Genomic DNA, 20,625 nt, shown 5'->3' on the forward strand with positions numbered 1-20,625 from the left:
AAATTTTTTAATCTTTAATTCTTAGCAAGTTGACTAAACAGGGAGCGATTTTAGAGAGGGGTAAAATCCAGTCTACTTCAACATTTGCGATCGCCGACGCTGGCATGGTCGCGCATAGGGCCGAAGCCGGTTCCTCCACAAATGTCAATCCTCCCTCAGCTTTAATTTTTGCCAGCCCTTTACTGCCATCCGAATTAGCTCCCGTTAAAATTATGCCGATCGCTTTCTCCCCAAAGGCATCCGCAGCAGACTCAAACAGCACATCGATTGAGGGTCGCGCGTAGGAGACAGGACCCTCAGTTGATAGTGCAAATGTAGGAGCTCCGCCATTGGGGATTGGGGATTTTGAATTATGGGTTGACTCCACTGCCACGCCCCCCCATTCTGTAAAGTCGTTTTCATGCAGGCTAAACTCCTCCTCAGAGGGCGATTCTATTAGCAAGTGATAGTCAGCAGGAGCCAAGTAAACCCGTCCCGGTGCGATCGGCTCTTTGTCTTCTGCCTCTGTGATTTGGAGAGAGCTTTGCTTTTGTAAAAAATAAGTAAGCCTATTCTGAGAACTCTTATGGCGGTGTTGGACAATAACTACAGGCAAAGGAAAGGTTGGTGGCAAATCTGCCAGCAGCACAGTCAGAGCCTCTAGCCCTCCTAAAGACGTGCCAACAACCACTATTTCAAAATTTTTTTTATTTAACTCTTCGGTAGATTTTATCACTACTTTCAATTGGTTCATAGTATTTTTCATAAGGTGTAAAAGTCAGAGACTCCTGATGTCCTAGTCCTAAAACCCCAAACATTCCCAGGCTCTCATAAAAAAGCTTGTGTACCCGCTCTTGGAGGTGTGAATTGAAATAAATCATCACATTACGGCATAAAATAACATTGAATTCATTAAAAGAATTATCCGTTGCTAGGTTGTGGTGAGCAAAGACAATATTATCTTTAAGTGAAGACCGAAAAATCGCATTTTCATAGGCAGCAGTGTAATACTCAGAAAACGCTTTCGTGCCCCCCGCTTGGTGGTAGAGTTGCGTATATTCTTGCATTTGTTTCAGCCGGAATATCCCTGTTTTTGCGGTTTTCAAAACTAATTCATTCATGTCCGTAGCGTAAATCCGACAACGGTCATACAGTCCTTCTTCTTGCAGCAAGATTGCCATAGAATAGACTTCTTCTCCCGTTGAACATCCAGCGTGCCAAATCCGAATAAAAGGATAAGTACGCAGCAGCGGCACCACTTTATTTCTGAAACTAATGTAAAAGCTGGGATCGCGAAACATCGCCGTTACATTGACAGAAATGTCCAGCAGTAAACGGTCTAGGTAAGCAGGATTGTGAAGTACCTTTTCCTGAAGTGCAGACACAGTGGTGAGCCGTTCCGAGCGAATAGTGTTCCAAATACGGCGCTTGAGAGAGGCAAGAGCATAATTGCGAAAATCAAATCCGTAATAGCGAAACATTCCCTCTAGTAAGAGTTGAATTTCGATTGTTTCAAGTTCATGGCTTTCGGACATTTGTAATTGGTAATTGGTTATTGGGCATTGTTGACTGTTCACTGTTGACTGTTCACTGTTGACTGTTGACTGTTAACTGTTGACTGTTCACTGTTGACTGTTGACTGTTCACTGTTAACTGCTGACTGCTGACTGCTGACTAATGACTGTTGACTAATGACTAATGACAACTGCCAACTGACAACTGCCAACTGCCAACTGACAACTGCCAACTGACAACTGCCAACTGACAACTGCCAACTGACAACTGCCAACAGTCAACTGCCAACTGACAACTGACTTCATTATCGATAAAGCCAGACACGCAGCAGCGAGAGCAACTGTTCCGTATCAACAGGTTTGGTAATATAGTCAGACGCACCAGCTTCGATACATTTTTCCCGATCGCCCTTCATAGCTTTCGCAGTAAGAGCAATCATTGGCAAGGAAGCAAATTGAGGCATTTTACGAATTGCTTGCATTGTTTCGTAACCGTCCATCTCTGGCATCATCACGTCCATCAACACAATATTTATGTCAGGCGTATTTTGCAATTTAGCAATGCCCTCTCTGCCATTCTCAGCATACTCAATTTGCATTTTATGGCGCTCCAACATACTCGTGAGGGCGAAAATATTCCGCATATCGTCGTCAACAATCAAGACTGTTTTGCCCGCGAGCGTCGAATCTGTTTGATACAATTGCTCTAGCATTTGGCGCTTCGGTTCCGGCAAATTTGCTTGGACTCGGTGCAAAAACAAAGCTGTTTCATCTAACAAACGTTCCGGCGATCGCACATCTTTAACAATGATTGTTTCCGCCATGCGCTTGAGTTGAGTTTCTTCGGCTTTCGTCAAGTCTTTGCCCGTATAAATAATAATCGGCAGACTTTTTAAAATTGCATCTTGCTTGATTTGCTCGATCAGTTCAAAACCAGTCATATCTGGCAGTCCCAAATCGAGTACAACGCAGTCAAAATGCCCCGATCTTAAAGTTGCTAGCGCCTCTGCACCACTCCCCACAGCCGTTGTACAAACATCGTGATTGCCGATTAAATCCACAATGCCCAGACGCTGCGTTTCGTCGTCTTCCACGACTAGCAGATTCTTGACTCGCCGATCGACAAAACCCTTAATATCAGCCAAAGCTTTGCTCAAAGCTTCGCTGCTAACAGGTTTTTGCAAATAGGCGATCGCCCCTAACTGCAAACTGCGCTGCCGCCCTTCTTCAACTGATACAATGTGAACCGGAATGTGGCGCGTACTTGGGTCGTGCTTCAAGCGATCGAGGACTGTCCAGCCATCCATCACAGGCAAATTTAGATCCAGCATAATCGCAGTTGGCTTGAACTCTCGCGCCATCGCCAAACCGATATCGCTCCGCAAAGCCACCAAACCTTTAAAACCCTGTTCCTGCGCCATATCCAACAGAATCCGAGCGAAGTTTACATCATCCTCGACAATCAACAGCACGCGATCGTCACTCTCAATATTTTCTCGGTCATCAGCGATAATCGGTGATGGATAAGGGGCGATCGGCAAGTGGAAATTCGGCGCAGGAACTGCGGAAGAAATAGCAGCCGGCAATTGAGCCGTTTGCTTGCCCCTTCCCGATCCCGTATCCTTCATTATTCGCGATTCTTGGTAAGTTTGCGGCAGATAAAGCGTGAACTTACTACCCTCACCAGGGCGACTTGTCAATTTAATTTCTCCGCCTAACAGATTAGCGATTTCTCTACTAATTGACAAACCCAAACCCGTGCCCCCGTATTTGCGGCTAGTGCTACCATCAGCTTGTTGGAAAGCCTCAAAAATAACCCTGTGTTTTTCAGCAGAAATCCCAATCCCCGTATCGCTAACTGAGAAAGCCAAAACAGTAGGGGAACTCGTTAAACTTTCTATTTCTAAATTCCACCCTGCCCGCGCTACTTCGACACGCAATTTCACCTCGCCCCGTTCTGTAAACTTAAACGCATTAGAGAGAAGATTCTTCAAAACTTGTTGCAGCCGTTTAGCATCAGTATAGAGACCTTTTGGCAACCCAGCCTCAAGCTCTAATTGAAAACTCAACTTCTTATCCTGGGCGATTTGGCGGAAAGTTCGATCCAAATGATCTCGCAAGTCCGTAAACAACACTTGCTCAATTTCCACTGACATCGTGCCTGATTCAATCTTAGCGAGATCCAAGATGTCATTAATCAGCCCCAGCAAATCATTTCCCGCCGAGTAAATTGTGCGCGTGTATTCAACTTGCTTCAGAGTCAAATTGCCTTCAGTATTGTCAGAAAGCAATCGAGCGAGAATCAACAGCGAATTCAGCGGAGTTCGCAACTCGTGAGACATATTTGCCAGAAACTCCGACTTATACTTAGAAGTTAGAGCCAACTGTTCCGCTCTTTCTTCCAACAACCCCCTCGCCTGTTCGATATCTCGGTTTTTCCGCTCAACTTCCTTATTTTGCAGCGCTAGCAATTCAGCTTGTTCTTCTAATTCTTCATTCGTTTGTTGCAACTCTTCCTGCTGACTCTTCAACAGTTCCTCAGATGCGCGGAGCGACTGCGCTTGTTGTTCGAGACGCTTGTTAGTTTCCGTTAGTTCCTTTTGCTGAGTTTGCAACTCTTCTGCCAAAGACTGCGACTGTTTCAGCAACTCTTCCGTCCGCATACTCGCCGCAATTGTATTTAAGACAATGGCAATACTTTCTGTAAGTTGGTCGAGAAATGTCAAGTGTATTTCGCTGAATCGCCGGAACGAAGCTAACTCGATTACTGCCGTCACTTGTCCCTCAAAGAGTACGGGTAAAACCACGACATTCAACGGCGTAGATTCTCCCAGTCCCGATCCAATTTTAACGTAGTTTTCCGGCACCTCAGTCAACAGGATTCGTTCCTTTTCCAGGGCGCACTGTCCTACCAAACCTTCGCCTAAATGGAATCGGTTTCCTAACTGTTTGCGTTCGCGGTATGCGTAGGTACTTAACAGTTTGAGAAACGGATCGTGTTCCACAGCTTCCATCATAAAGAATACGCCATGCTGAGCCGAAACCAGCGGCGTCAATTCTGAGAGAATTAGTTTAGAAACAGTTTCTAAATCCCGCTGACCTTGTAGCATTCGAGTGAACTTAGCGAGGTTTGTTTTCAGCCAATCTTGCTCAGTATTCTTCTGCGTCGTCTCCCGGAGATTGGCAATCATCTGGTTAATGTTGTCCTTAACAATGGCAACTTCTCCTTCAGTGGCGACGGAAATTGACCTCGTTAAATCGCCTCTGGTAACAGCAATTGCCACTTCGGCGATCGCCCGCAGTTGAGTAGTCAAATTCGCCGCCAATTCATTCACATTATCCGTCAAATCTCGCCACGTCCCCGCCGCACCCGGAACCTTCGCCTGACCGCCCAATTTCCCTTCAATTCCCACTTCCCGCGCCACTGTAGTAACTTGATCGGCAAACGTCGCCAGCGTATCAATCATCTCGTTAATCGTATCTGCCAGAGTCGCAATTTCTCCCTTAGCTTCCAGCATTAATTTTCGCTTCAAATCACCATTCGCCACCGCCGTCACAACTTTAGCAATACCCCGCACTTGCGCGGTCAAATTGCCCGCCATCGAGTTTACATTGTCAGTTAAATCCTTCCACGTTCCCGCAACTCCTTTCACCTCAGCTTGACCGCCCAATTTACCCTCAGTTCCCACCTCCCGCGCCACCCGCGTTACCTCAGAAGCGAAGGAATTAAGCTGATCCACCATCACGTTAATAGTGTCTTTCAGTTCAAGAATTTCGCCTTTGACATCAACGGTAATTTTCTTGGATAAATCCCCATTTGCCACCGCTTTCGTCACTTCCGCAATATTCCGCACCTGTGCCGTCAAATTCCCCGCCATCAAGTTAACATTATCAGTTAAATCTTTCCAAGTTCCCCCTACACCCCGCACATAAGCTTGCACACCTAATTTACCTTCCGTTCCCACTTCCCTAGCAACTCTGGTTACTTCAGATGCGAAGGAACTCAACTGATCCACCATGATGTTAATCGTGTTTTTCAGTTCGAGAATTTCCCCTTTAACATCTACTGTAATTTTCTTAGACAAGTCGCCATTTGCCACAGCCGTTGTCACTTCCGCAATGTTACGGACTTGGGCTGTTAAATTACCCGCCATCGAGTTAACTGAATCCGTTAAATCTTTCCAGGTTCCGGCAACTCCTTTAACTTCAGCTTGCACGCCTAATTTCCCTTCGGTTCCCACTTCCCTAGCAACCCTGGTTACTTCCGAAGCGAAGGAATTTAATTGATCCACCATCGTGTTGACGGTGTTTTTTAACTCCAGAATTTCACCTTTAACATCTACAGTAATTTTCTTCGACAAGTCGCCATTAGCCACAGCCGTCGTAACAGCAGCAATATTCCGTACTTGCTCTGTCAAACTACCCGCCATAAAATTAACTGAATCCGTTAAATCCTTCCAAGTTCCTGCTACGCCTCGGACATCGGCTTGACCGCCGAGTTTACCTTCCGAACCCACTTCCCTAGCAACCCTGGTTACTTCAGATGCGAAGGAATTAAGCTGATCCACCATCACGTTAATGGTGTTTTTCAGTTCTAAAATTTCGCCTTTAACCTGTACCGTAATTTTTTTAGATAAGTCACCGTTAGCCACAGCCGTCGTCACCTCAGCAATGTTGCGGACTTGTGCTGTTAAATTGCCGGCCATTGAGTTAACTGAATCCGTTAAATCTTTCCAAGTTCCTGCAACTTCCTGCACTTCTGCTTGTACGCCTAATTTCCCTTCCGTTCCCACTTCCCTAGCCACCCTGGTTACTTCAGATGCGAAGGAATTTAACTGGTCAACCATCGTGTTGACGGTGTTTTTGAGTTCGAGAATTTCCCCTTTAACATCTACTGTAATTTTCTTAGATAAATCGCCCTTTGCCACAGCGGTTGTCACTTCAGCGATGTTCCGCACTTGTGCTGTCAAACTGCCTGCCATGAAGTTAACGCTATCCGTTAAATCCTTCCAAGTTCCGGCAACTCCTTTAACTTCTGCTTGACCGCCAAGTTTGCCTTCGGAACCTACTTCTCTCGCCACCCGCGTTACTTCAGATGCGAAGGAATTTAACTGATCCACCATGATGTTAATAGTGTTTTTTAACTCCAGAATTTCACCTTTAACATCTACTGTAATTTTTTTAGATAAGTCACCATTTGCCACAGCCGTCGTCACTTCCGCAATGTTCCGTACTTGTGCGGTAAGATTGCCGGCCATTGAGTTAACTGAATCCGTTAAATCTTTCCAGGTTCCGGCAACTCCCCGCACTTCAGCTTGCACCCCTAATTTCCCTTCCGTTCCTACTTCCCTAGCAACTCTGGTTACTTCCGATGCGAAGGAACTCAACTGATCCACCATGATGTTAATCGTGTTTTTCAGTTCGAGAATTTCCCCTTTAACATCTACTGTAATTTTTTTGGATAAATCGCCATTTGCCACAGCGGTTGTCACGTCAGCAATGTTACGGACTTGGGCTGTTAAATTCCCCGCCATCGAGTTAACTGAATCCGTTAAATCTTTCCAAGTTCCGGCAACTCCTTTAACTTCAGCTTGCACGCCTAATTTCCCTTCGGTTCCCACTTCCCTAGCTACCCGCGTTACTTCCGACGCAAAGGAGCTCAACTGGTCTACCATTGTGTTAACAATTTGCGCTGTTTGGAGGAATTCTCCTTTGAGGGGTCTGTCTTCTATTTCTAGGGCGATGGTTTGCGATAAATCTCCTTTTGCTACGGCGCGAATTACTCTGGCGGTTTCAGAGGTTGGTTGCACTAAATCTGTAATTAGGGTATTGACAGAGTTGACGCTAGCTGCCCATGACCCCTCGGCGCTGCCGATCGTCGCCCGCTGGGCGATTTTGCCTTCTTTACCGACAACTGTGCCGATGCGATCGAGTTCGGCCGCCATTCTCTCATTGAGTTCGATAATTTCGTTAAGTTCGTCAGCAATTTTCCCCGCTAGACCGGTCTGGTCTATGGGCATCCGAACTGAAAAGTCCCCTTTTTTGACGGCCACTAAGGTTCTGAGTAACTGTTTGGCATAACCATTATTGGAATTGGGGCTTGTTATCTGTGCAGTTGACATGACCGTTACCTTTGACGAGTTTGAAGGGGAAGGGGGGAAGATTTTTGAGATTATTGATATTATCCAACTAAAGCAGTGTCTGATTGCTTCTATTGAAAGATAGATGACAAATTGCTGTTTATCAGCTATTTTGTGACTGGTTATTTTATACGGGTTAGCAGGCTCTTCTTGGTAACGAGTTAATTGTCGGGTGTCAGGAACAGGCCCGAAAGCCTGTTCCACCCTGTGCCACAAAGAGTGAATTTTATTGTAGGGCGGGCAGGATGCCGGCGCTACAGATTACCAAGTGCGATTATTTCCAATTTTGCCACGAACTATTGAAAATAGAAGTACCCGGAAAGGCGATCGGATTAGCATTTTGTTGCAACCGCAACTGCAACACTTCCAAGTTTGGCTCGCGGGACGGCAATTCGTCCACTAATTCATAAGGTAGAATCCCCTTTTCTAGGGAAAAAGCAGCCGTAACTCCCGCCGCCACACCGGCAGACCATTCAAAAGAATGCACTCGATAAGCAGCGGCCGCTGTGTGACTAACAGCAATACTTTTACCCGCCACTAACATATTGTCAATTTTCTGAGGAATCATTGCCCGCAGCGGAATTTGGAAGGGATAAGCTTGCCCTTGACCTTTGCGAGTGCCTTCCCGTTCGGTATTTCCCGGTGCTTCCGGCGGACTGTTAGTCATGCAGGGGTGAAAGTCGATCGCATAATGACCGATACCCACAGAATCAGGATAAATCGTAGCGCGCGATCGCGATTTTGTATCCTCAACAGATTGACTTCCCACAGCCAAAGCCGGCGCATTCAAACCACCCACAGCCAACCACAACTTCCGATACTCTTCCTCCGACAAATTCTCGCGATAAAAATCAGCCGTAAAGTCAGTGCGAGACATATCAACTTCCCACACCGTAAAACCTTGAGGCTGATTGAAACTCGGCCGCCCAATAATACGCCGGCCCTCCCGCATATAAGGATATTTAGAAAGTCCGTGCACCGTCCCCATCGGCGAATCCAAACCGCTCAAAAAACGATTGTTTGGATTAGGCTTTTTGACTCCCTCTCCTAGCTGCGAGTCAGTAGTTCCTGTTACCAGCCAGTAGAAAAATCCTTTGGCATTTTCCTCTCCTCTTCGCAAAGTTTCCGTTCGCAAACCGCCCATCCATCCCCCCGGTTGCAGTTGACCGGACTCTTGCAACTGCTCGCGAGTGTAAATTAAATTATCTTGAGAATTGCCGGGACGATAGTCATTGCCCCAAGTCCAGTTTTGCATCGAAATATCCCCCGGATAAATCGGGTATTGCTTCGGGTCGGAAGGTCGCTTTTGATCCGGTCTCATGCTCCTGATTTGGCGGTAGCTGAAAACTAAGGGAAAGCTCGCCAATCTCTGCAATTCGTAACTGTAGTAAGGAGCGTATTGTTGATAAAAAGACGGGACTTGATGCTGCTGCGGTTCCTTCGTTGCTTCCATCGCAAAGGTGTAGGTAAAACCTTGAGTGCAGTAAGGGTCGCCGGTGGGGCTGGCTGAGGAAGGTTCGAGAGGGGAACGCGGGTCAATTCCGAGGCGGTAGGGAACATCGGCAAGTCCGATCAATTCGCCTGTTTCAGTGGCATCTACAACGTACCAATCAGCACCCCCCCTACTGCCAGAAAGGGAGGAACTTGTGGAATTCCCCCCCCTTCTGGGGTTAGGGGGGGTTCCAGATGCTTTAGGAATAAACCGAATAATAGTTTTGTTAAATCGCGGAGAATTTTCGTAGCGATAGGCATCTTCGATAGTCTGAGAAAGAGTTTCGGTGTTGATTGGCGGGGTGTTGGGGGCGGGTTTGTGTTGAATGGCGATCGCACTTTTAATTTGTTGACCACCAACCGTATTCCCCGCCACAGCAGGAGTAATTGCTAGTTCTTTAATAACTGTATTGGGAAACCATTTCAGCGTGCCTTTGCCTTTTCTAGCGGCATCCTGCAAGATGTTAAATAGAATTTTGTGACCGTCGTAGGGCATGAAACACGAATAGCTAACCCAACAGCCTCCGGGATTTAGCCGGCCGTAATGTTCCTTGATCCGCTCCCGCAATTCTAGGTAGCCACGGGGGTAAAATAAGAGCGATCGCTGAGTATCTCTTTCATCGAGTGCGGAAGTTCCCTGGGAGGAAATTTGACCGCCTACCCAGTCAGTAATTTCAGTGAGACAAACTGTGCGCCCTGCCAGCAAACCTTCGTAAGCGGTAGCAGCGCCTGCAAGCCCGCCGCCTGCTACTAGAATGTCGCAAGTTTCTGCATTGTCTGGATTGCGACCCGGTGCGGCAAATACTGGCGAAATGTTCCCAATCGCGGAAATTATGCCGAGGGTGAGGCTAAGGATCGATCGACCTTTGAGCCAAAATAGATACTGTCGAAGTTTCATCGGAGATTGTGGAATTAATTTTGACATAGCGCGAAAAACACTCATCCCATCTAAATGTTTATTTTGCAGTATACTGGTATTTCGCGGTGTTGTCAGGGAAAACTTTTTTAGAGAAGAGGCATTAATACCAGCAACAACTATTGAACAGCCGGATGAACATTATGCTCAAAATAGTCAAATTTTTTAGGTTATTTATTCCTTTTGAGAGTTTAACAATTACCACCAGTTTGACTTATTCGGAAGTTTTACGCAGGTTGGACGAAGTTGTTACTCCTCCAAAAGTTTTTAGAATAATTATACCCTTTGGGCCGCCACCTGCGAAACCCTATGAAGGAACGATTTCTGGCAAAACCTTCAAAATCAATCGCATCATCATCGGGAGACATTTATTGTTCCCAATTATACAAGGAGATATACATACTCAACAATTCGGTTGTTCCATCAAAATTAGGATGAGTTTACATAAAACAGTTATAGGACTTCTGATTCTTTGGCTGTGGACAACTGGCAGTATTGGAATGTTTGCTTTATTTGCTTGGTTAGTAGAACCATCCGTGGGAGCCATATTTTTACCAATCTTAGGAATGTTTATTGTTGGCTGGCTTTTGTGCTTGATTCCCTTTAAGAGAGAAGCAAAAGCAGCTACAAAATTTTTGTCTATTCTGTTAACCTAAAGTAATTCATTACGACAATATTTTAGCTGTATTATTAAAAGCAATCTGGCTTCATCTGCGCTAAAAAAAACTCAATTTTCCGGGATTACCCATGCGTCAAAACCAACTGAAACAAAAAATTAAACAAGGCGAAACAGTCCTCGGTTTATTTATGAACTGCGCTTATCCCGCATTCATAGAAATATGCGGTCACGCTGGATTCGACTTTGCGGTTATCGATATGGAACACGGGCCCCTGAACCCGCTTGCTGCTGAAGATTTGTGTCGCGCCGCCGACTGCACTGGAATTGCACCGATTATTCGCGTCCGCAAAAACGACGGGCCGCAAATTCAACGAGCTCTCGACATCGGCAGTGCAGGCGTTCAAGTACCTCAAATTGAAAGCAAAATCGATGCCGAAACCGCTGTCAAAAGCGCTAAATACAGTCCTCTGGGCACGCGAGGCCTTTCCTTCGCTACGCGGGCGGGACTTTACACCGCCGCAGGTACAAATATCACCGACAAACTCAACGAAGAATCCTTAGTTGTGATTCATGTCGAAGGCAAAGCTGGCATCGACAACCTGGCAGAAATTGTTACTGTGCCAGAGGTTGACGTGATTTTTCTGGGGCCTTACGATCTGTCGCAGTCGATCGGCATTCCCGGCCAAGTCCGCGATCCCCGCGTCATCGACATGATGCAGGAGGCAGTGCAAACCATCCGCAAAGCAGGCAAAGCCGCCGGTACTTTTGCCGAAAACCCCGAAATCGCCCAGCAGTGGATTGATGCTGGCGTTCAGTACGTCGCACTTGGGGTCGATGTTGCCGTTTTCCTGCGGGCCTGTCAGTCGCTGGTGAAAGCAGTCAATCGATTTTAGATTTTAGATTTTAGATTTTAGATTTTAGATTGGGGATTTTGGATTAAAAGAAGAACCAGCCCCGGATTCATCTTGCAAGCTTTACGATATCTTTGCAATTTTTGTAGTGTCTTTTACGACACATACAAAAAACCTGCGCTAGAGTAGAAGCATACACCTCCTCCCGGCAAAATTAGGGAGGGGAGCAAGGCTTCAGGGAGTAAAATCTATGAAAACCGTATTAGAATCCATTCATTTGGATTATGCTTTCATGTTTACTTTCAAAAAAGTAAACTCGATTAAGCTAGAAGGTTTCAAGGAATTTTTTGACGATATGCCTGTCGATCCGTATGTGAAAGGTAAGTATCGTTCGAGAAGATTATCGCGGTTTGCAGTCAACGGAAATGAGTTAGTTAAGTTACCTCACGGCTATTTGTTTCAAAGCAAAACATACAATCCGCTAGTGGGTGATATCAGGCGGGAATTTGCCGAATTGGACGATCGACTAATTGCCCTCGATAATTTCAAACAGATGATTTTTGCTTTTTTCGATTCCTGCAAAATTCACCCGGAAGCTGAAATCGGCATCCATCAAATCAGGACGACTTGTTCACCAAACAATTTCGGCAACCCCGCACCGGAAGGCATTCACCAAGACGGTACTGACTTTATCGGAATTTTCTCGGTGGACAGAACTAATATTGTAGGCGGGGAAACGCATTTGTACTTGGCTAAAAGAGAGAAGCCTGTTTTTAATAAAATTCTGCATCCGGGAGAATTGCTGTTAGTTAACGACCACGAGTTTTTCCACTTTACTACGCCGATTAAACCGGAATCTGAAGGAGTGGGAACCAGGGATGTCTTTGTGCTGACTTCTCCGAGTTTGCTTACCGATTGAGGATACAGTCTGGGACGAATAACCTAATGATGTAATACCAATTTAATGTGAAGTTGCACATATCTCGATCCCCCTCGCATACCCCCTACTCCCCCTGATTGTTGGGGAGTAGGGGTTGACTTTGAGAAGAATCTTGTCCCCCCCTTAGTAGGGGCGGTGCGACCCCTACTCCCCGTGCCCGCCCTCTTGGCTAGGGGGGATCGGATTCTATGCAACCTCATAAAAAATTGGTATAAGGTGCGCGCCGCGCACCTTACTCCGATTACCCATTACTGCATCCAACATATCGCCTTTTGGTTGCGCCCCCACCCATCTCGATCGTGGTTAATGCTTGGGAAAATCGATTCCTGAAATTGATATTCCTTCCATCTTCTCCACATATCGTCCTTGAGCCGCTACACACTCTGCCATTTTTTGAGCTTGTATGGGTTGACTCCTTCGATCGGGCGAGATACCTCTATACTCCCATGTACCGCGAATGTCGCCAGAGAATGCTTTTCCATTGTTTTTTAATACTAGCTCTGTGCCAGTTGCATCAATATAGTATTTCCCATTTTCAACAGACACGCTGCTAATTGTGATAGATTCGACTCCTTTGTAGGGATTTGCAGGGCCATCAACGATCTTGATGCAGATTCTATTGTTTTGATGTGCAATCTCTCTACGGGAGTTATTGAACATTGTTCCTTGAGCGTAGTAAGCTCCTGTGGGTAGAATTGTAGACCCTTGTGGATTACTTTGAGCAGATGACAATGATGAGTTTGACAGAAGGAGAGAACTAACAATTAGTGTTTCGATCGCCAAAAATTTCATTTGCAACAAAACTCCATTAAAATTGTTTTTTAAGATTCTACACGATCGCAGATGCTCTATAAACTTCTCTAGAGTTCTTGCAAAAGTCAAATTCACCGCCCGCAAGTCCCCCCTTATTAATGCCTCTAACAACTCACCGATAAATCTTATCGAAACTTCCGTTCAGATTCTTGAATCGGAACATCATTAATGCTAGCTTCACGTCTTCGCATTAACCCATTTTCTGCAAATTCCCACTGTTCATTACCATAGGCGCGATACCAGTAGCCAGAATCATCGTGCCACTCATACTCAAATCGAACAGAAATCCGATTTTCTGTAAAACTCCACAGTTCTTTCTTTAAACGGTAATCTAGTTCCTTTCCCCATTTTCGTCTTAAAAAAGCCTTGATTTGTTCCCGTCCGCTGAAGAATTCGGCACGGTTTCGCCACTGAGAATCTTCCGTATAAGCTAAGGCTACTCGTTCTGGATCGCGGGTATTCCAGGCATCTTCAGCAGCTTGAACTTTGGCTTTAGCCGTTTCCAACGTAAAGGGCGGTAGAGGTGGTTTAGTTTCCATCAGCTTTGTTTTTTGTGATTATAAAAGATTAGGTGCGGGATGCTCGCGCTACAGAGATAGTTTTGGGACTTTGATATCAATCCTCAGCATCGGGATCGATTCCCATTGCTCGCAGTCGCTCCGCTAACTGGGTAACTTTTCGCTCTGCTTGTTCGGCTCTTTCTCGTTCTTTCTCGGTTCGAGCCCGCTCAATTTCAACTTGTTCGGAGCCAGTTAACAGCAAATTCCCCTGCGAATCCCACCACCGCAGCCAAAGCAGTTCTTGATTTTGATAGCTTCCCTGCCACAGTCCCAATTCTACATCTAGTACAGGAATCGGATAGTGACCGCGTTCGTTTGGCTCCATCCTTCGATACCCAAAATCTATCAGGTGATAGACTTCTAAATTGCCAGTTCTCATTTCATAAATACCGTAGTAAGGGATGCGGATAATTCTCTCGTACACCCAAAACTTACCGGGTTTAGTTGTTGTACCGTCGGCCGCCACAGAAAGCGGAGTACGTGAAGCGAAGCTATCCCGAAGGGAATCGCGCTCTTCCTCTCCATTACCGCTAGCAAATTCTAAAGCATTGACATACTCACCGACCTGAAGGTACGGTGATTCTTAAGCCTCGCGACTTAAGTTTCTGCTTCTTCGCAACTGCCTCCACCCTCAAAGAGTTTTGGTCTTATGTTCGCTCCACAGACTAACCCCGCAAGCCCTGCGGTTTTTACGTGTCGAATACCAAACGGAATTCTTCGTAGGTTTGATTCTAGGGTTAGACTTCCATTGCCCTATCCTATGCATCCCGGTCTACCGATTTTGCTTCGCCGCCAGCACCTCGGGCTGAACTTCGCTCGTATAGGCTGTTTGATCCATCGTCTCGGGTGGGTCGTTGACCAATTACATTCTAATATAAAGCCGTCCTAAAAGGACGGGGTTTCTACCCAAATTTGTGATGAACGGAGCCATGTGTTCCCGCCAAAGTACATAAGAACGGCGAAAACCATCGAGTGTTGCGGGTACATTCGGCACGTAAAACCAATCCGGTGCTTCTGCACCTCGCTCTGGCGGGTCAGTTTCTCGCCAGTAAATGCCGCAATCTTGCCCGATCGCATATTGTCCGTCTGGATGCAGTCGCTCTACAACAGGCCCGATCGAATCTGTCAAAATGATGCTCTGGGGATGCTCCTGAAAATTTTTCACAAATGTACCGTCTTCGTCTGGCAATTGGTTATGGTCGGGGAATGCAGGAGGCAGACCTGTAGCAGTTATTGTCTCATTCATAGCCGTTTCCGTGCAGTTATTGTTCATTGTACTGCGAAATTTTATAGCAATCTGATTTGAAACTTTAGCTAATATTCGCTAATATAAAAAAGCATCCTAAAAGGTAAGTCAGATGGTTGTCGCAATTTCTAAAGCAGGATTGGGTACAGGTGCGGCTTTCCTCTCAAACGTGACATGGGAGACTCTGGAAAAGTTGGATGCAGATTTGGCGGAAACTGGGGCGCATTTAACTTATTTGGATGGGTGTTTAGAAATTATGGCTCCTTTTTCTGAGGAACATGAAGAATCTAGAAACACTTTAGATCAGCTTTTAGAGATTTATATGCGGACGAAGAACATTCGTTTCTACGGGCGCGGCAGTACAACTATCGGGATGAAGGAGTTAGGTGCACGGAAGGAACCAGATGAGTCTTATTGTTTGGGTACGCGCAAGTCGGTTCCAGATTTGGCGATCGAAATAACAGTGACGAGTGGTGGAATTGATACGCTGGAAATCTATCGTCGGGTGGGAGTGCAGGAGGTTTGGTTTTGGGAGGATGGGGTAATTTCGGTTTATTGCTTGCGTCCAACGGGGTATGAATTGGTGAGTAAGAGCGAACCTTTGCCGGAGTTGGATTTGCGATCGATCGAGTTTTATTCGCGGATGGCGGATCAATATGATGCGGTGAATGCTTTTATGCGATCGATGTAGAAGTTGAGAAGTGCTACTATATAAACTGATTGATGCAGGTGAAGTTACAAGACACAATAAAGCCCCCTTAAGAAAACCAAACACAACAACTGCTGGCATTCAAACAAGCTTTTAATTATAAATTGATTTCTATAGGGAGTTTTTTCATTTTAGCTCCTATTTATTTCTCAAATAGAGACAAGATGAGTTTTCACATTTAGTAGATGACGAAAGAAAGGCGAGGCTATATGTATTTAATCGCTTGTTCTATTGTTGTTGCAGTTAAATTGTTTTGACTGTTATAAACAAACAAGTAATTTTTTTGGTTTCCTTGGACAAAAAATCCATTAGGCTCACGTGTTGAAGGAACAATTCGGATTTTACCTTGGAGAACCGTAGGAAGAAGGATTTCATCTTCTGTTCCAAAGTTTTTGATGCCATCTCCTATTAACCGCGAGTTTAAGTTGGCAGCAAATGAATCTGGATCTCCAGCAATGCCTACAAGTATACTGCTACCGGAGCCAGTCAAAGTATCAGATCCAGATTCTGAAGCAAGCTCGGAATTACGAGGGGCTGTGCGACCTACTCCTATTACTTCACTGCCATTAGAATAAGCAGCAACGCTATCTTGTCTTGGAATCACAGGGGTAGGGGTGGGAGTCGGAGCCGGAGCGGGTGTAGGAGTAGGCGTTGGGCTTGGTGTGGGAGTTGGAGTAGTTATAGCTTGAAGAACTCCGTTTTCGACAGAAAAGTTACCGATTAAAACATCTCCTTCTGCAGGATTGTAGTCTGGAAGTTGATCTCCTGCTTTGACATTGAAAGTATCGCTGCCATTACTCCCGTAAAGAATGTTGATACCTTCACCACCAAATATGAAATCGTCACCTTTGCCACCGTAGATGGTATCGTTACCTTCACCGCCGTAAATTGTATCGTTACCTTGATCGCCGCGGAGAAAATCATCTCCACCACCACCATACAAGATATCGTTATCTTTGCCAGCGTAAATGGTATCGTTACCACCATTGCCAGAAAGGGTATCGTTACCTTGGACACCAAAAATGATTCCAGATTATTGAATTGCGTCATTGCCGTTGGTTCCAACAATAGCGCCTTTGAACTCACCGTCTTGGATAATAGTCATTGTCGTTGTTTCCTTTTTTTGTAAAATGCCAAAACACCAACTTTTGGGTGAGTTTTTCTTGTACCTTGTTGGTTTAAATAAAACTTTTACCTAAAAAGTTATCCTAACGAGTTTTTATGCTTTTGTCAAGAAGTAAAACAAAGACATCTTTAGAATAGGTCTTTTAGTAGTAGGGTGCGTCACCTTGCCATTTTTCACCAAAACGATCGATTATCGCAGGTGACACACCTTACTTTTGTTGGTAATCAAATTGCGCTCGCCCCTCCCCTACCATCTCCAGTAGCAGAAGAAGCGCGATCGTTTTATTTAATATAATTGACAAAACCCTCTCAAGTTTAGAGGTTCTCCCAATCACTAATATCAACTTTAGCCTGTCGCAAAATCTTAGCTAAAAAGTTGGCACTGATATCACCTTGATGAGGATTGGGGATGGTAATGCGAAGGTTATCTTTCAACATGAACTGATGCCTTTTTCCCGAATAGGGGCCGTCAAATCCCAGTTGTTTCAGATAATAAATTAAGTCTCGACGTTTGACGGGTTTTAAAGGAGGCATCAGGCAACTTCCTTGGTAACTGTAAGGTCGATATTATCAAGGACAGGTAAAGGAAGTTTCAGGGTGAGACTAAGTAAAATCCAGTCTTCCAATACCTCTTGCAATTCTTCTCGACAAGCTTCGAGACTTACAGCATTTGCATAGACTCCCTCACAGATAGGAATTTCTCCGTAGAAAGTCCCATCATCAGGGAAAATTTCATACTTAGCTTGCTTCATAGCAGCTTGGATGTATTTAGTTAACATATTAAAGCAATCTCCTTTAAGGTGACAAAACGAATTGGGATGATATCAAGCCAACCTTGATTAGCAATAGAGCCAAACAAAATTATGGCCTGTCCGTTGAGATTACGATCGATCAAAAAAATTATGCTTTAGCATCAAGTTTGGCCTTAGTCGCTCGAAGTTTTTCCCAAGCAGCTTCGGTTCCTGGTTTTGGTGGCATGGCGGCTATTCTGGCAATGAGATCGCGATTTTTTTCTTCATAATACAGCCGCAATTCTTCAGCTTCCTTAAGCACCATTTGATACTCAGCTTCAACATCAGCGCGATTTGCCTCAATATAAGCTAAAGCTGCGTTAATTTGTTCCTCTGTAAGGTCAAACAATCCCTTGATAAACTTAGGCGGATATTGAGCCGTCACATAGTCCATGATGTCGTAGATGGTGATGCGCGTACCTGCGATCGACAGTCCTCTTTCTGTACGGATGATAGCTGTTTGTTCGTCGGATATGCTTGTCATGCCATAACCTCCTCGAAGTTATTTCTATATTATAATAATTATCAAAAACCTTGCAACAATCATTAGTTTTTGGTTTGTTTCCTGTTTTAGTAACACGATCCAAAATCCAAGAAACCGGGTTTCTGCGATAATTACGCATCTTTACCGAGATTTTGAAAAGAAACCCGGTTTCTGACTCCCCACAGACTCCAAGAAACCGGGTTTCTGCGATAATTTACGCATCCTTACCGAGATTTTGAGAAGAAACCCGGTTTCTAACTCCCACGCGCCCCAAAATCCAAGAAACCGGGTTTCTGCGATCGTCTTGGAATTCTCACGCCCGATTTAGTGAAGAAACCCGGTTTCTAACTCCCACGCGATCGCCCAACTTCAACTAAACCCAGCTAACCACAGCGGAAGCATCAACAGCAAACCGACAGAAGTGATGGCGATGCTACTAGCTAACAAATCGCGATCGAGCTCGTAGACTTCTGCTAAAATCAGCACCGAAAGAGCTGTGGGCGTTCCCGACATCAACACCAACACGAACCTCGGATCGCCGCTCAATCCGAAATAACTAGCACCCAATCCGATTAGCACCGGCACAATTACCACTTTTAACAGTGACGGGATTAACGCCAGTTCAAAACTTTCCCATTTCTTAATAGACCTCAGCCGGATGCCAACCAGCACCAAAGCACTGGCAATTACCACCCAAACAGCAGTCTGCAATCCCGATTCCACTGTTTCGGGCAGGGGGATGTTTCTAGTATAAAAACCAATTAAAAAAGCCCACAGGGCGGGAACTGTCAGCACGTCCCGGATCTGAGTCCACCAGTGTTTTTTTTGCTCGGAGTTCCCGAAATAGCTAGCAATAAATACACCGAAACAATAAGTTCCAATAACGTTGTTAGTGACGCTGTACAAGACAGCCCAGTTGTTGTTATCGGTGCTGATGATAGACGGGGTGATTGCTAATCCCACAAAGCCCGTATTCCCTAACATCGCAGCTAGGAGAAAACTGCCTTGGCTCGATCGCTTCAGGGAATTAAAATTTAATAAGAATAAATTAACCAGAGAATTTTTGCCCTGAAAATAGGGCTTTTGGATGTGGGCCGCACTCAGCCTACGCAATAATACCCAAGTCAGCCAAGCACAACTCGTACTCAGAAATAACACGAATATGGCGATCGCCGGCGTGAATCCCACAGCACCCGAAAAATCGCTCTGACGGGCTAAAACTAGAATTTGCAGCGGTATCCCAATCCAGAAAAGAAAGTGGCTCAGCAGCTTGGGAAAATCAACTGGGATGTACCGAAACAGCAGCAGTCCTAAGCCCGTCCAGATAACTAGAGGCGTATAAGCGTGAAATAAGGTTTCAATCATAAAAATTTAACTAGACAATTGGAAATGCCTCTATCTATTAATAGTAATGCTAAAATCCGTTTAAGAAATGCGAATTGTCGTTAGCGGAGCCCTCGAAGGGGATCGCACTTGCACGCTTTTTCGTCCTAGCGTGTTCGCAGCACTGCTGGCCCGAAAATTTCCGCCCAAATTCCCGCACCTTCCACGGCACAATCCTCAGACTGGCTGCCCCAAATGCTTGCAGCTTTTTGCCTTCTGTTTCAGAAAACTTCTGTTAATTTGACCAATGTGCGATCGAGTTATCTTGCCTTTTCCGAACAGATGTCCCACGTTTTCCTGCCGTTTCGCTCTAACGGAAATACGGCGACACTAAAGCTGCTAATGACTTGCACTCATTAATTCAATTTCAAAGCATTAACAGGCACCTCATCCCAAGAACTAACAGTCCGCAAGGTAGCAACCCAGCCCTGCTGTTTTTGCTCGGCCGTCAAATTCTTCTCAAAAGATTCGTGGCAATCCTTCGCTTGAGTCTCATCGCAACAAGCAATACAAGAATAAAGAATGCCCGACGGATCGATTTGCTCGTTTACCCAAATAATCACGATCTACTCTCCCAATTAACTTAACTATTATCTAAATTTTCCTATATTTTTGTCAATTAAGTAGGTAGGTATTAATTAACCCTAGTGCGGCATTTTAGGTTAACAGGCAAGATGCCTGTTCCACACACAGGCAAGATGCCTGTTCCACACACAGGCAAGATGCCTGTTCCACAACAGATGAATTTTTTGTGGGGAGTAGGGGTTGGGCTTCTAGCCCGCCCTGAATTACGCAAGATGCCTGTTCCACACACAGGCAAGATGCCTGTTCCACAACAGATGAATTTTTTGTGGGGAGTAGGGGTTGGGCTTCTAGCCCGCCCTGAATTACGCAAGATGCCGTTCCAAACACAGGCAAGATGCCTGTTCCACAACAGATGAATTTTGGGTGGGGCGTTGCTCCTAGCCCGCCCTGAATTACGCAAGATGCCTGTTCCACTAACTAACAGGCAAGATGCCTGTTCCACACATAGGCAAGATGCCTGTTCCACAACAGATGAATTT

19 protein-coding genes and 1 pseudogene are annotated in these 20,625 nt (G+C 45.4%); 4 read left to right on the forward strand and 16 right to left on the reverse strand.

The features are described 5' to 3' along the window. Nucleotides 1-7: 7 nt before the first annotated feature. The 5 genes from QUB35_RS05695 to QUB35_RS05715 all read right to left on the reverse strand — a co-directional run bounded on the left by QUB35_RS05695 (nucleotide 8) and on the right by QUB35_RS05715 (nucleotide 10,022). On the reverse strand, nucleotides 8-733 hold the full coding sequence (locus QUB35_RS05695) for a chemotaxis protein CheB (protein WP_333140177.1): 726 nt from the start codon (nucleotides 731-733) through the stop codon (nucleotides 8-10). Next, the gene (locus QUB35_RS05700; protein ID WP_333140179.1) at nucleotides 687-1,514 is read right to left on the reverse strand and encodes a protein-glutamate O-methyltransferase CheR; all 828 of its coding nucleotides are present in this window, start codon (nucleotides 1,512-1,514) and stop codon (nucleotides 687-689) included. Before QUB35_RS05700 ends, QUB35_RS05695 begins: the two co-directional genes overlap by 47 nt. A 38-nt stretch (nucleotides 1,515-1,552) precedes the next feature. Next, nucleotides 1,553-1,768 (reverse strand): hypothetical protein, encoded by a 216-nt coding sequence (locus tag QUB35_RS05705; protein WP_333140181.1) that lies wholly within the window; start codon nucleotides 1,766-1,768, stop codon nucleotides 1,553-1,555. A gap of 30 nt (nucleotides 1,769-1,798) precedes the next feature. Then, the gene (locus tag QUB35_RS05710; RefSeq protein WP_333140183.1) at nucleotides 1,799-7,615 is read right to left on the reverse strand and encodes a HAMP domain-containing protein; all 5,817 of its coding nucleotides are present in this window, start codon (nucleotides 7,613-7,615) and stop codon (nucleotides 1,799-1,801) included. A gap of 292 nt (nucleotides 7,616-7,907) precedes the next feature. Further along, nucleotides 7,908-10,022, reverse strand: coding sequence for an FAD-dependent oxidoreductase (locus QUB35_RS05715; protein WP_333140185.1), 2,115 nt, complete (start codon nucleotides 10,020-10,022; stop codon nucleotides 7,908-7,910). A gap of 161 nt (nucleotides 10,023-10,183) precedes the next feature. Here QUB35_RS05715 and QUB35_RS05720 point away from each other — a divergent pair, with 161 nt between their 5' ends. From QUB35_RS05720 to QUB35_RS05730, 3 genes are all read left to right on the forward strand, one after another. Beyond that, a complete protein-coding gene (locus QUB35_RS05720) occupies nucleotides 10,184-10,696 on the forward strand; it encodes a hypothetical protein (protein WP_333140187.1) in 513 nt (170 codons plus the stop codon). A 91-nt stretch (nucleotides 10,697-10,787) separates the two neighbouring features. Further along, a complete protein-coding gene (locus QUB35_RS05725) occupies nucleotides 10,788-11,552 on the forward strand; it encodes an aldolase/citrate lyase family protein (RefSeq protein ID WP_333140189.1) in 765 nt (254 codons plus the stop codon). 208 nt (nucleotides 11,553-11,760) lie between these two features. Beyond that, on the forward strand, nucleotides 11,761-12,429 hold the full coding sequence (locus tag QUB35_RS05730) for a 2OG-Fe dioxygenase family protein (RefSeq protein ID WP_333140191.1): 669 nt from the start codon (nucleotides 11,761-11,763) through the stop codon (nucleotides 12,427-12,429). Between the two features lie 324 nt (nucleotides 12,430-12,753). Here QUB35_RS05730 and QUB35_RS05735 read toward each other — a convergent pair whose 3' ends face one another. From QUB35_RS05735 to QUB35_RS05750, 4 genes and pseudogenes are all read right to left on the reverse strand, one after another. Then, nucleotides 12,754-13,110: a hypothetical protein gene (locus tag QUB35_RS05735; protein WP_333140193.1), complete on the reverse strand. Its 357-nt coding sequence runs from the start codon at nucleotides 13,108-13,110 to the stop codon at nucleotides 12,754-12,756. 278 nt (nucleotides 13,111-13,388) lie between these two features. Continuing rightward, nucleotides 13,389-13,802 carry a nuclear transport factor 2 family protein gene (locus QUB35_RS05740; protein ID WP_333140194.1) on the reverse strand — a complete coding sequence of 138 codons (414 nt, stop codon included), beginning with the start codon at nucleotides 13,800-13,802 and terminating at the stop codon, nucleotides 13,389-13,391. A gap of 76 nt (nucleotides 13,803-13,878) precedes the next feature. Continuing rightward, nucleotides 13,879-14,370, reverse strand: a pseudogene (locus QUB35_RS05745) (Uma2 family endonuclease); the annotation flags it as partial. Between the two features lie 315 nt (nucleotides 14,371-14,685). Next, nucleotides 14,686-15,096 carry a hypothetical protein gene (locus QUB35_RS05750; RefSeq protein ID WP_445252110.1) on the reverse strand — a complete coding sequence of 137 codons (411 nt, stop codon included), beginning with the start codon at nucleotides 15,094-15,096 and terminating at the stop codon, nucleotides 14,686-14,688. Nucleotides 15,097-15,181: 85 nt separating this feature from the next. Here QUB35_RS05750 and QUB35_RS05755 point away from each other — a divergent pair, with 85 nt between their 5' ends. Beyond that, nucleotides 15,182-15,760: a Uma2 family endonuclease gene (locus QUB35_RS05755; protein WP_333140196.1), complete on the forward strand. Its 579-nt coding sequence runs from the start codon at nucleotides 15,182-15,184 to the stop codon at nucleotides 15,758-15,760. Nucleotides 15,761-15,983: 223 nt separating this feature from the next. Here the strand turns inward: QUB35_RS05755 and QUB35_RS05760 are convergent, their stop codons facing one another. From QUB35_RS05760 to QUB35_RS05790, 7 genes are all read right to left on the reverse strand, one after another. Beyond that, a complete protein-coding gene (locus tag QUB35_RS05760) occupies nucleotides 15,984-16,805 on the reverse strand; it encodes a calcium-binding protein (RefSeq protein ID WP_333140265.1) in 822 nt (273 codons plus the stop codon). Between the two features lie 413 nt (nucleotides 16,806-17,218). Continuing rightward, a complete protein-coding gene (locus QUB35_RS05765) occupies nucleotides 17,219-17,437 on the reverse strand; it encodes a type II toxin-antitoxin system HicA family toxin (protein WP_333102003.1) in 219 nt (72 codons plus the stop codon). After that, nucleotides 17,437-17,682 carry a type II toxin-antitoxin system HicB family antitoxin gene (locus tag QUB35_RS05770; RefSeq protein WP_015178899.1) on the reverse strand — a complete coding sequence of 82 codons (246 nt, stop codon included), beginning with the start codon at nucleotides 17,680-17,682 and terminating at the stop codon, nucleotides 17,437-17,439. The genes QUB35_RS05765 and QUB35_RS05770 overlap by 1 nt, the downstream gene beginning before the upstream one ends. A 121-nt stretch (nucleotides 17,683-17,803) precedes the next feature. Beyond that, nucleotides 17,804-18,178, reverse strand: coding sequence for a DUF433 domain-containing protein (locus QUB35_RS05775; RefSeq protein WP_333140199.1), 375 nt, complete (start codon nucleotides 18,176-18,178; stop codon nucleotides 17,804-17,806). A 369-nt stretch (nucleotides 18,179-18,547) separates the two neighbouring features. Then, a complete protein-coding gene (locus QUB35_RS05780) occupies nucleotides 18,548-19,543 on the reverse strand; it encodes an AEC family transporter (protein ID WP_333140201.1) in 996 nt (331 codons plus the stop codon). A gap of 374 nt (nucleotides 19,544-19,917) precedes the next feature. Then, complete coding sequence (locus tag QUB35_RS05785) at nucleotides 19,918-20,124, reverse strand: glycogen debranching protein (protein WP_333038077.1); 207 nt, start codon at nucleotides 20,122-20,124, stop codon at nucleotides 19,918-19,920. A gap of 94 nt (nucleotides 20,125-20,218) precedes the next feature. Beyond that, nucleotides 20,219-20,479: a hypothetical protein gene (locus tag QUB35_RS05790; protein WP_333140203.1), complete on the reverse strand. Its 261-nt coding sequence runs from the start codon at nucleotides 20,477-20,479 to the stop codon at nucleotides 20,219-20,221. Nucleotides 20,480-20,625 lie beyond the last annotated feature (146 nt).

Source organism: Microcoleus sp. B13-B6 (assembly GCF_036705405.1).
Lineage (GTDB): Bacteria > Cyanobacteriota > Cyanobacteriia > Cyanobacteriales > Microcoleaceae > Microcoleus.

Coding starts and splice junctions, on each gene's coding strand:
- QUB35_RS05755 (WP_333140196.1), top strand. CDS start 15,182: ATGGTTGTCGCAATTTCTAAAGCAGGATTGGGTACAGGTGCGGCTTTC.
- QUB35_RS05765 (WP_333102003.1), bottom strand. CDS start 17,437: ATGCCTCCTTTAAAACCCGTCAAACGTCGAGACTTAATTTATTATCTG.
- QUB35_RS05715 (WP_333140185.1), bottom strand. CDS start 10,022: ATGAAACTTCGACAGTATCTATTTTGGCTCAAAGGTCGATCGATCCTT.
- QUB35_RS05695 (WP_333140177.1), bottom strand. CDS start 733: ATGAACCAATTGAAAGTAGTGATAAAATCTACCGAAGAGTTAAATAAA.
- QUB35_RS05750 (WP_445252110.1), bottom strand. CDS start 15,096: ATGAACAATAACTGCACGGAAACGGCTATGAATGAGACAATAACTGCT.
- QUB35_RS05735 (WP_333140193.1), bottom strand. CDS start 13,110: ATGTTCAATAACTCCCGTAGAGAGATTGCACATCAAAACAATAGAATC.
- QUB35_RS05730 (WP_333140191.1), top strand. CDS start 11,761: ATGAAAACCGTATTAGAATCCATTCATTTGGATTATGCTTTCATGTTT.
- QUB35_RS05710 (WP_333140183.1), bottom strand. CDS start 7,615: ATGTCAACTGCACAGATAACAAGCCCCAATTCCAATAATGGTTATGCC.
- QUB35_RS05770 (WP_015178899.1), bottom strand. CDS start 17,682: ATGTTAACTAAATACATCCAAGCTGCTATGAAGCAAGCTAAGTATGAA.
- QUB35_RS05775 (WP_333140199.1), bottom strand. CDS start 18,178: ATGACAAGCATATCCGACGAACAAACAGCTATCATCCGTACAGAAAGA.
- QUB35_RS05740 (WP_333140194.1), bottom strand. CDS start 13,802: ATGGAAACTAAACCACCTCTACCGCCCTTTACGTTGGAAACGGCTAAA.
- QUB35_RS05725 (WP_333140189.1), top strand. CDS start 10,788: ATGCGTCAAAACCAACTGAAACAAAAAATTAAACAAGGCGAAACAGTC.
- QUB35_RS05720 (WP_333140187.1), top strand. CDS start 10,184: ATGCTCAAAATAGTCAAATTTTTTAGGTTATTTATTCCTTTTGAGAGT.
- QUB35_RS05780 (WP_333140201.1), bottom strand. CDS start 19,543: ATGATTGAAACCTTATTTCACGCTTATACGCCTCTAGTTATCTGGACG.
- QUB35_RS05700 (WP_333140179.1), bottom strand. CDS start 1,514: ATGTCCGAAAGCCATGAACTTGAAACAATCGAAATTCAACTCTTACTA.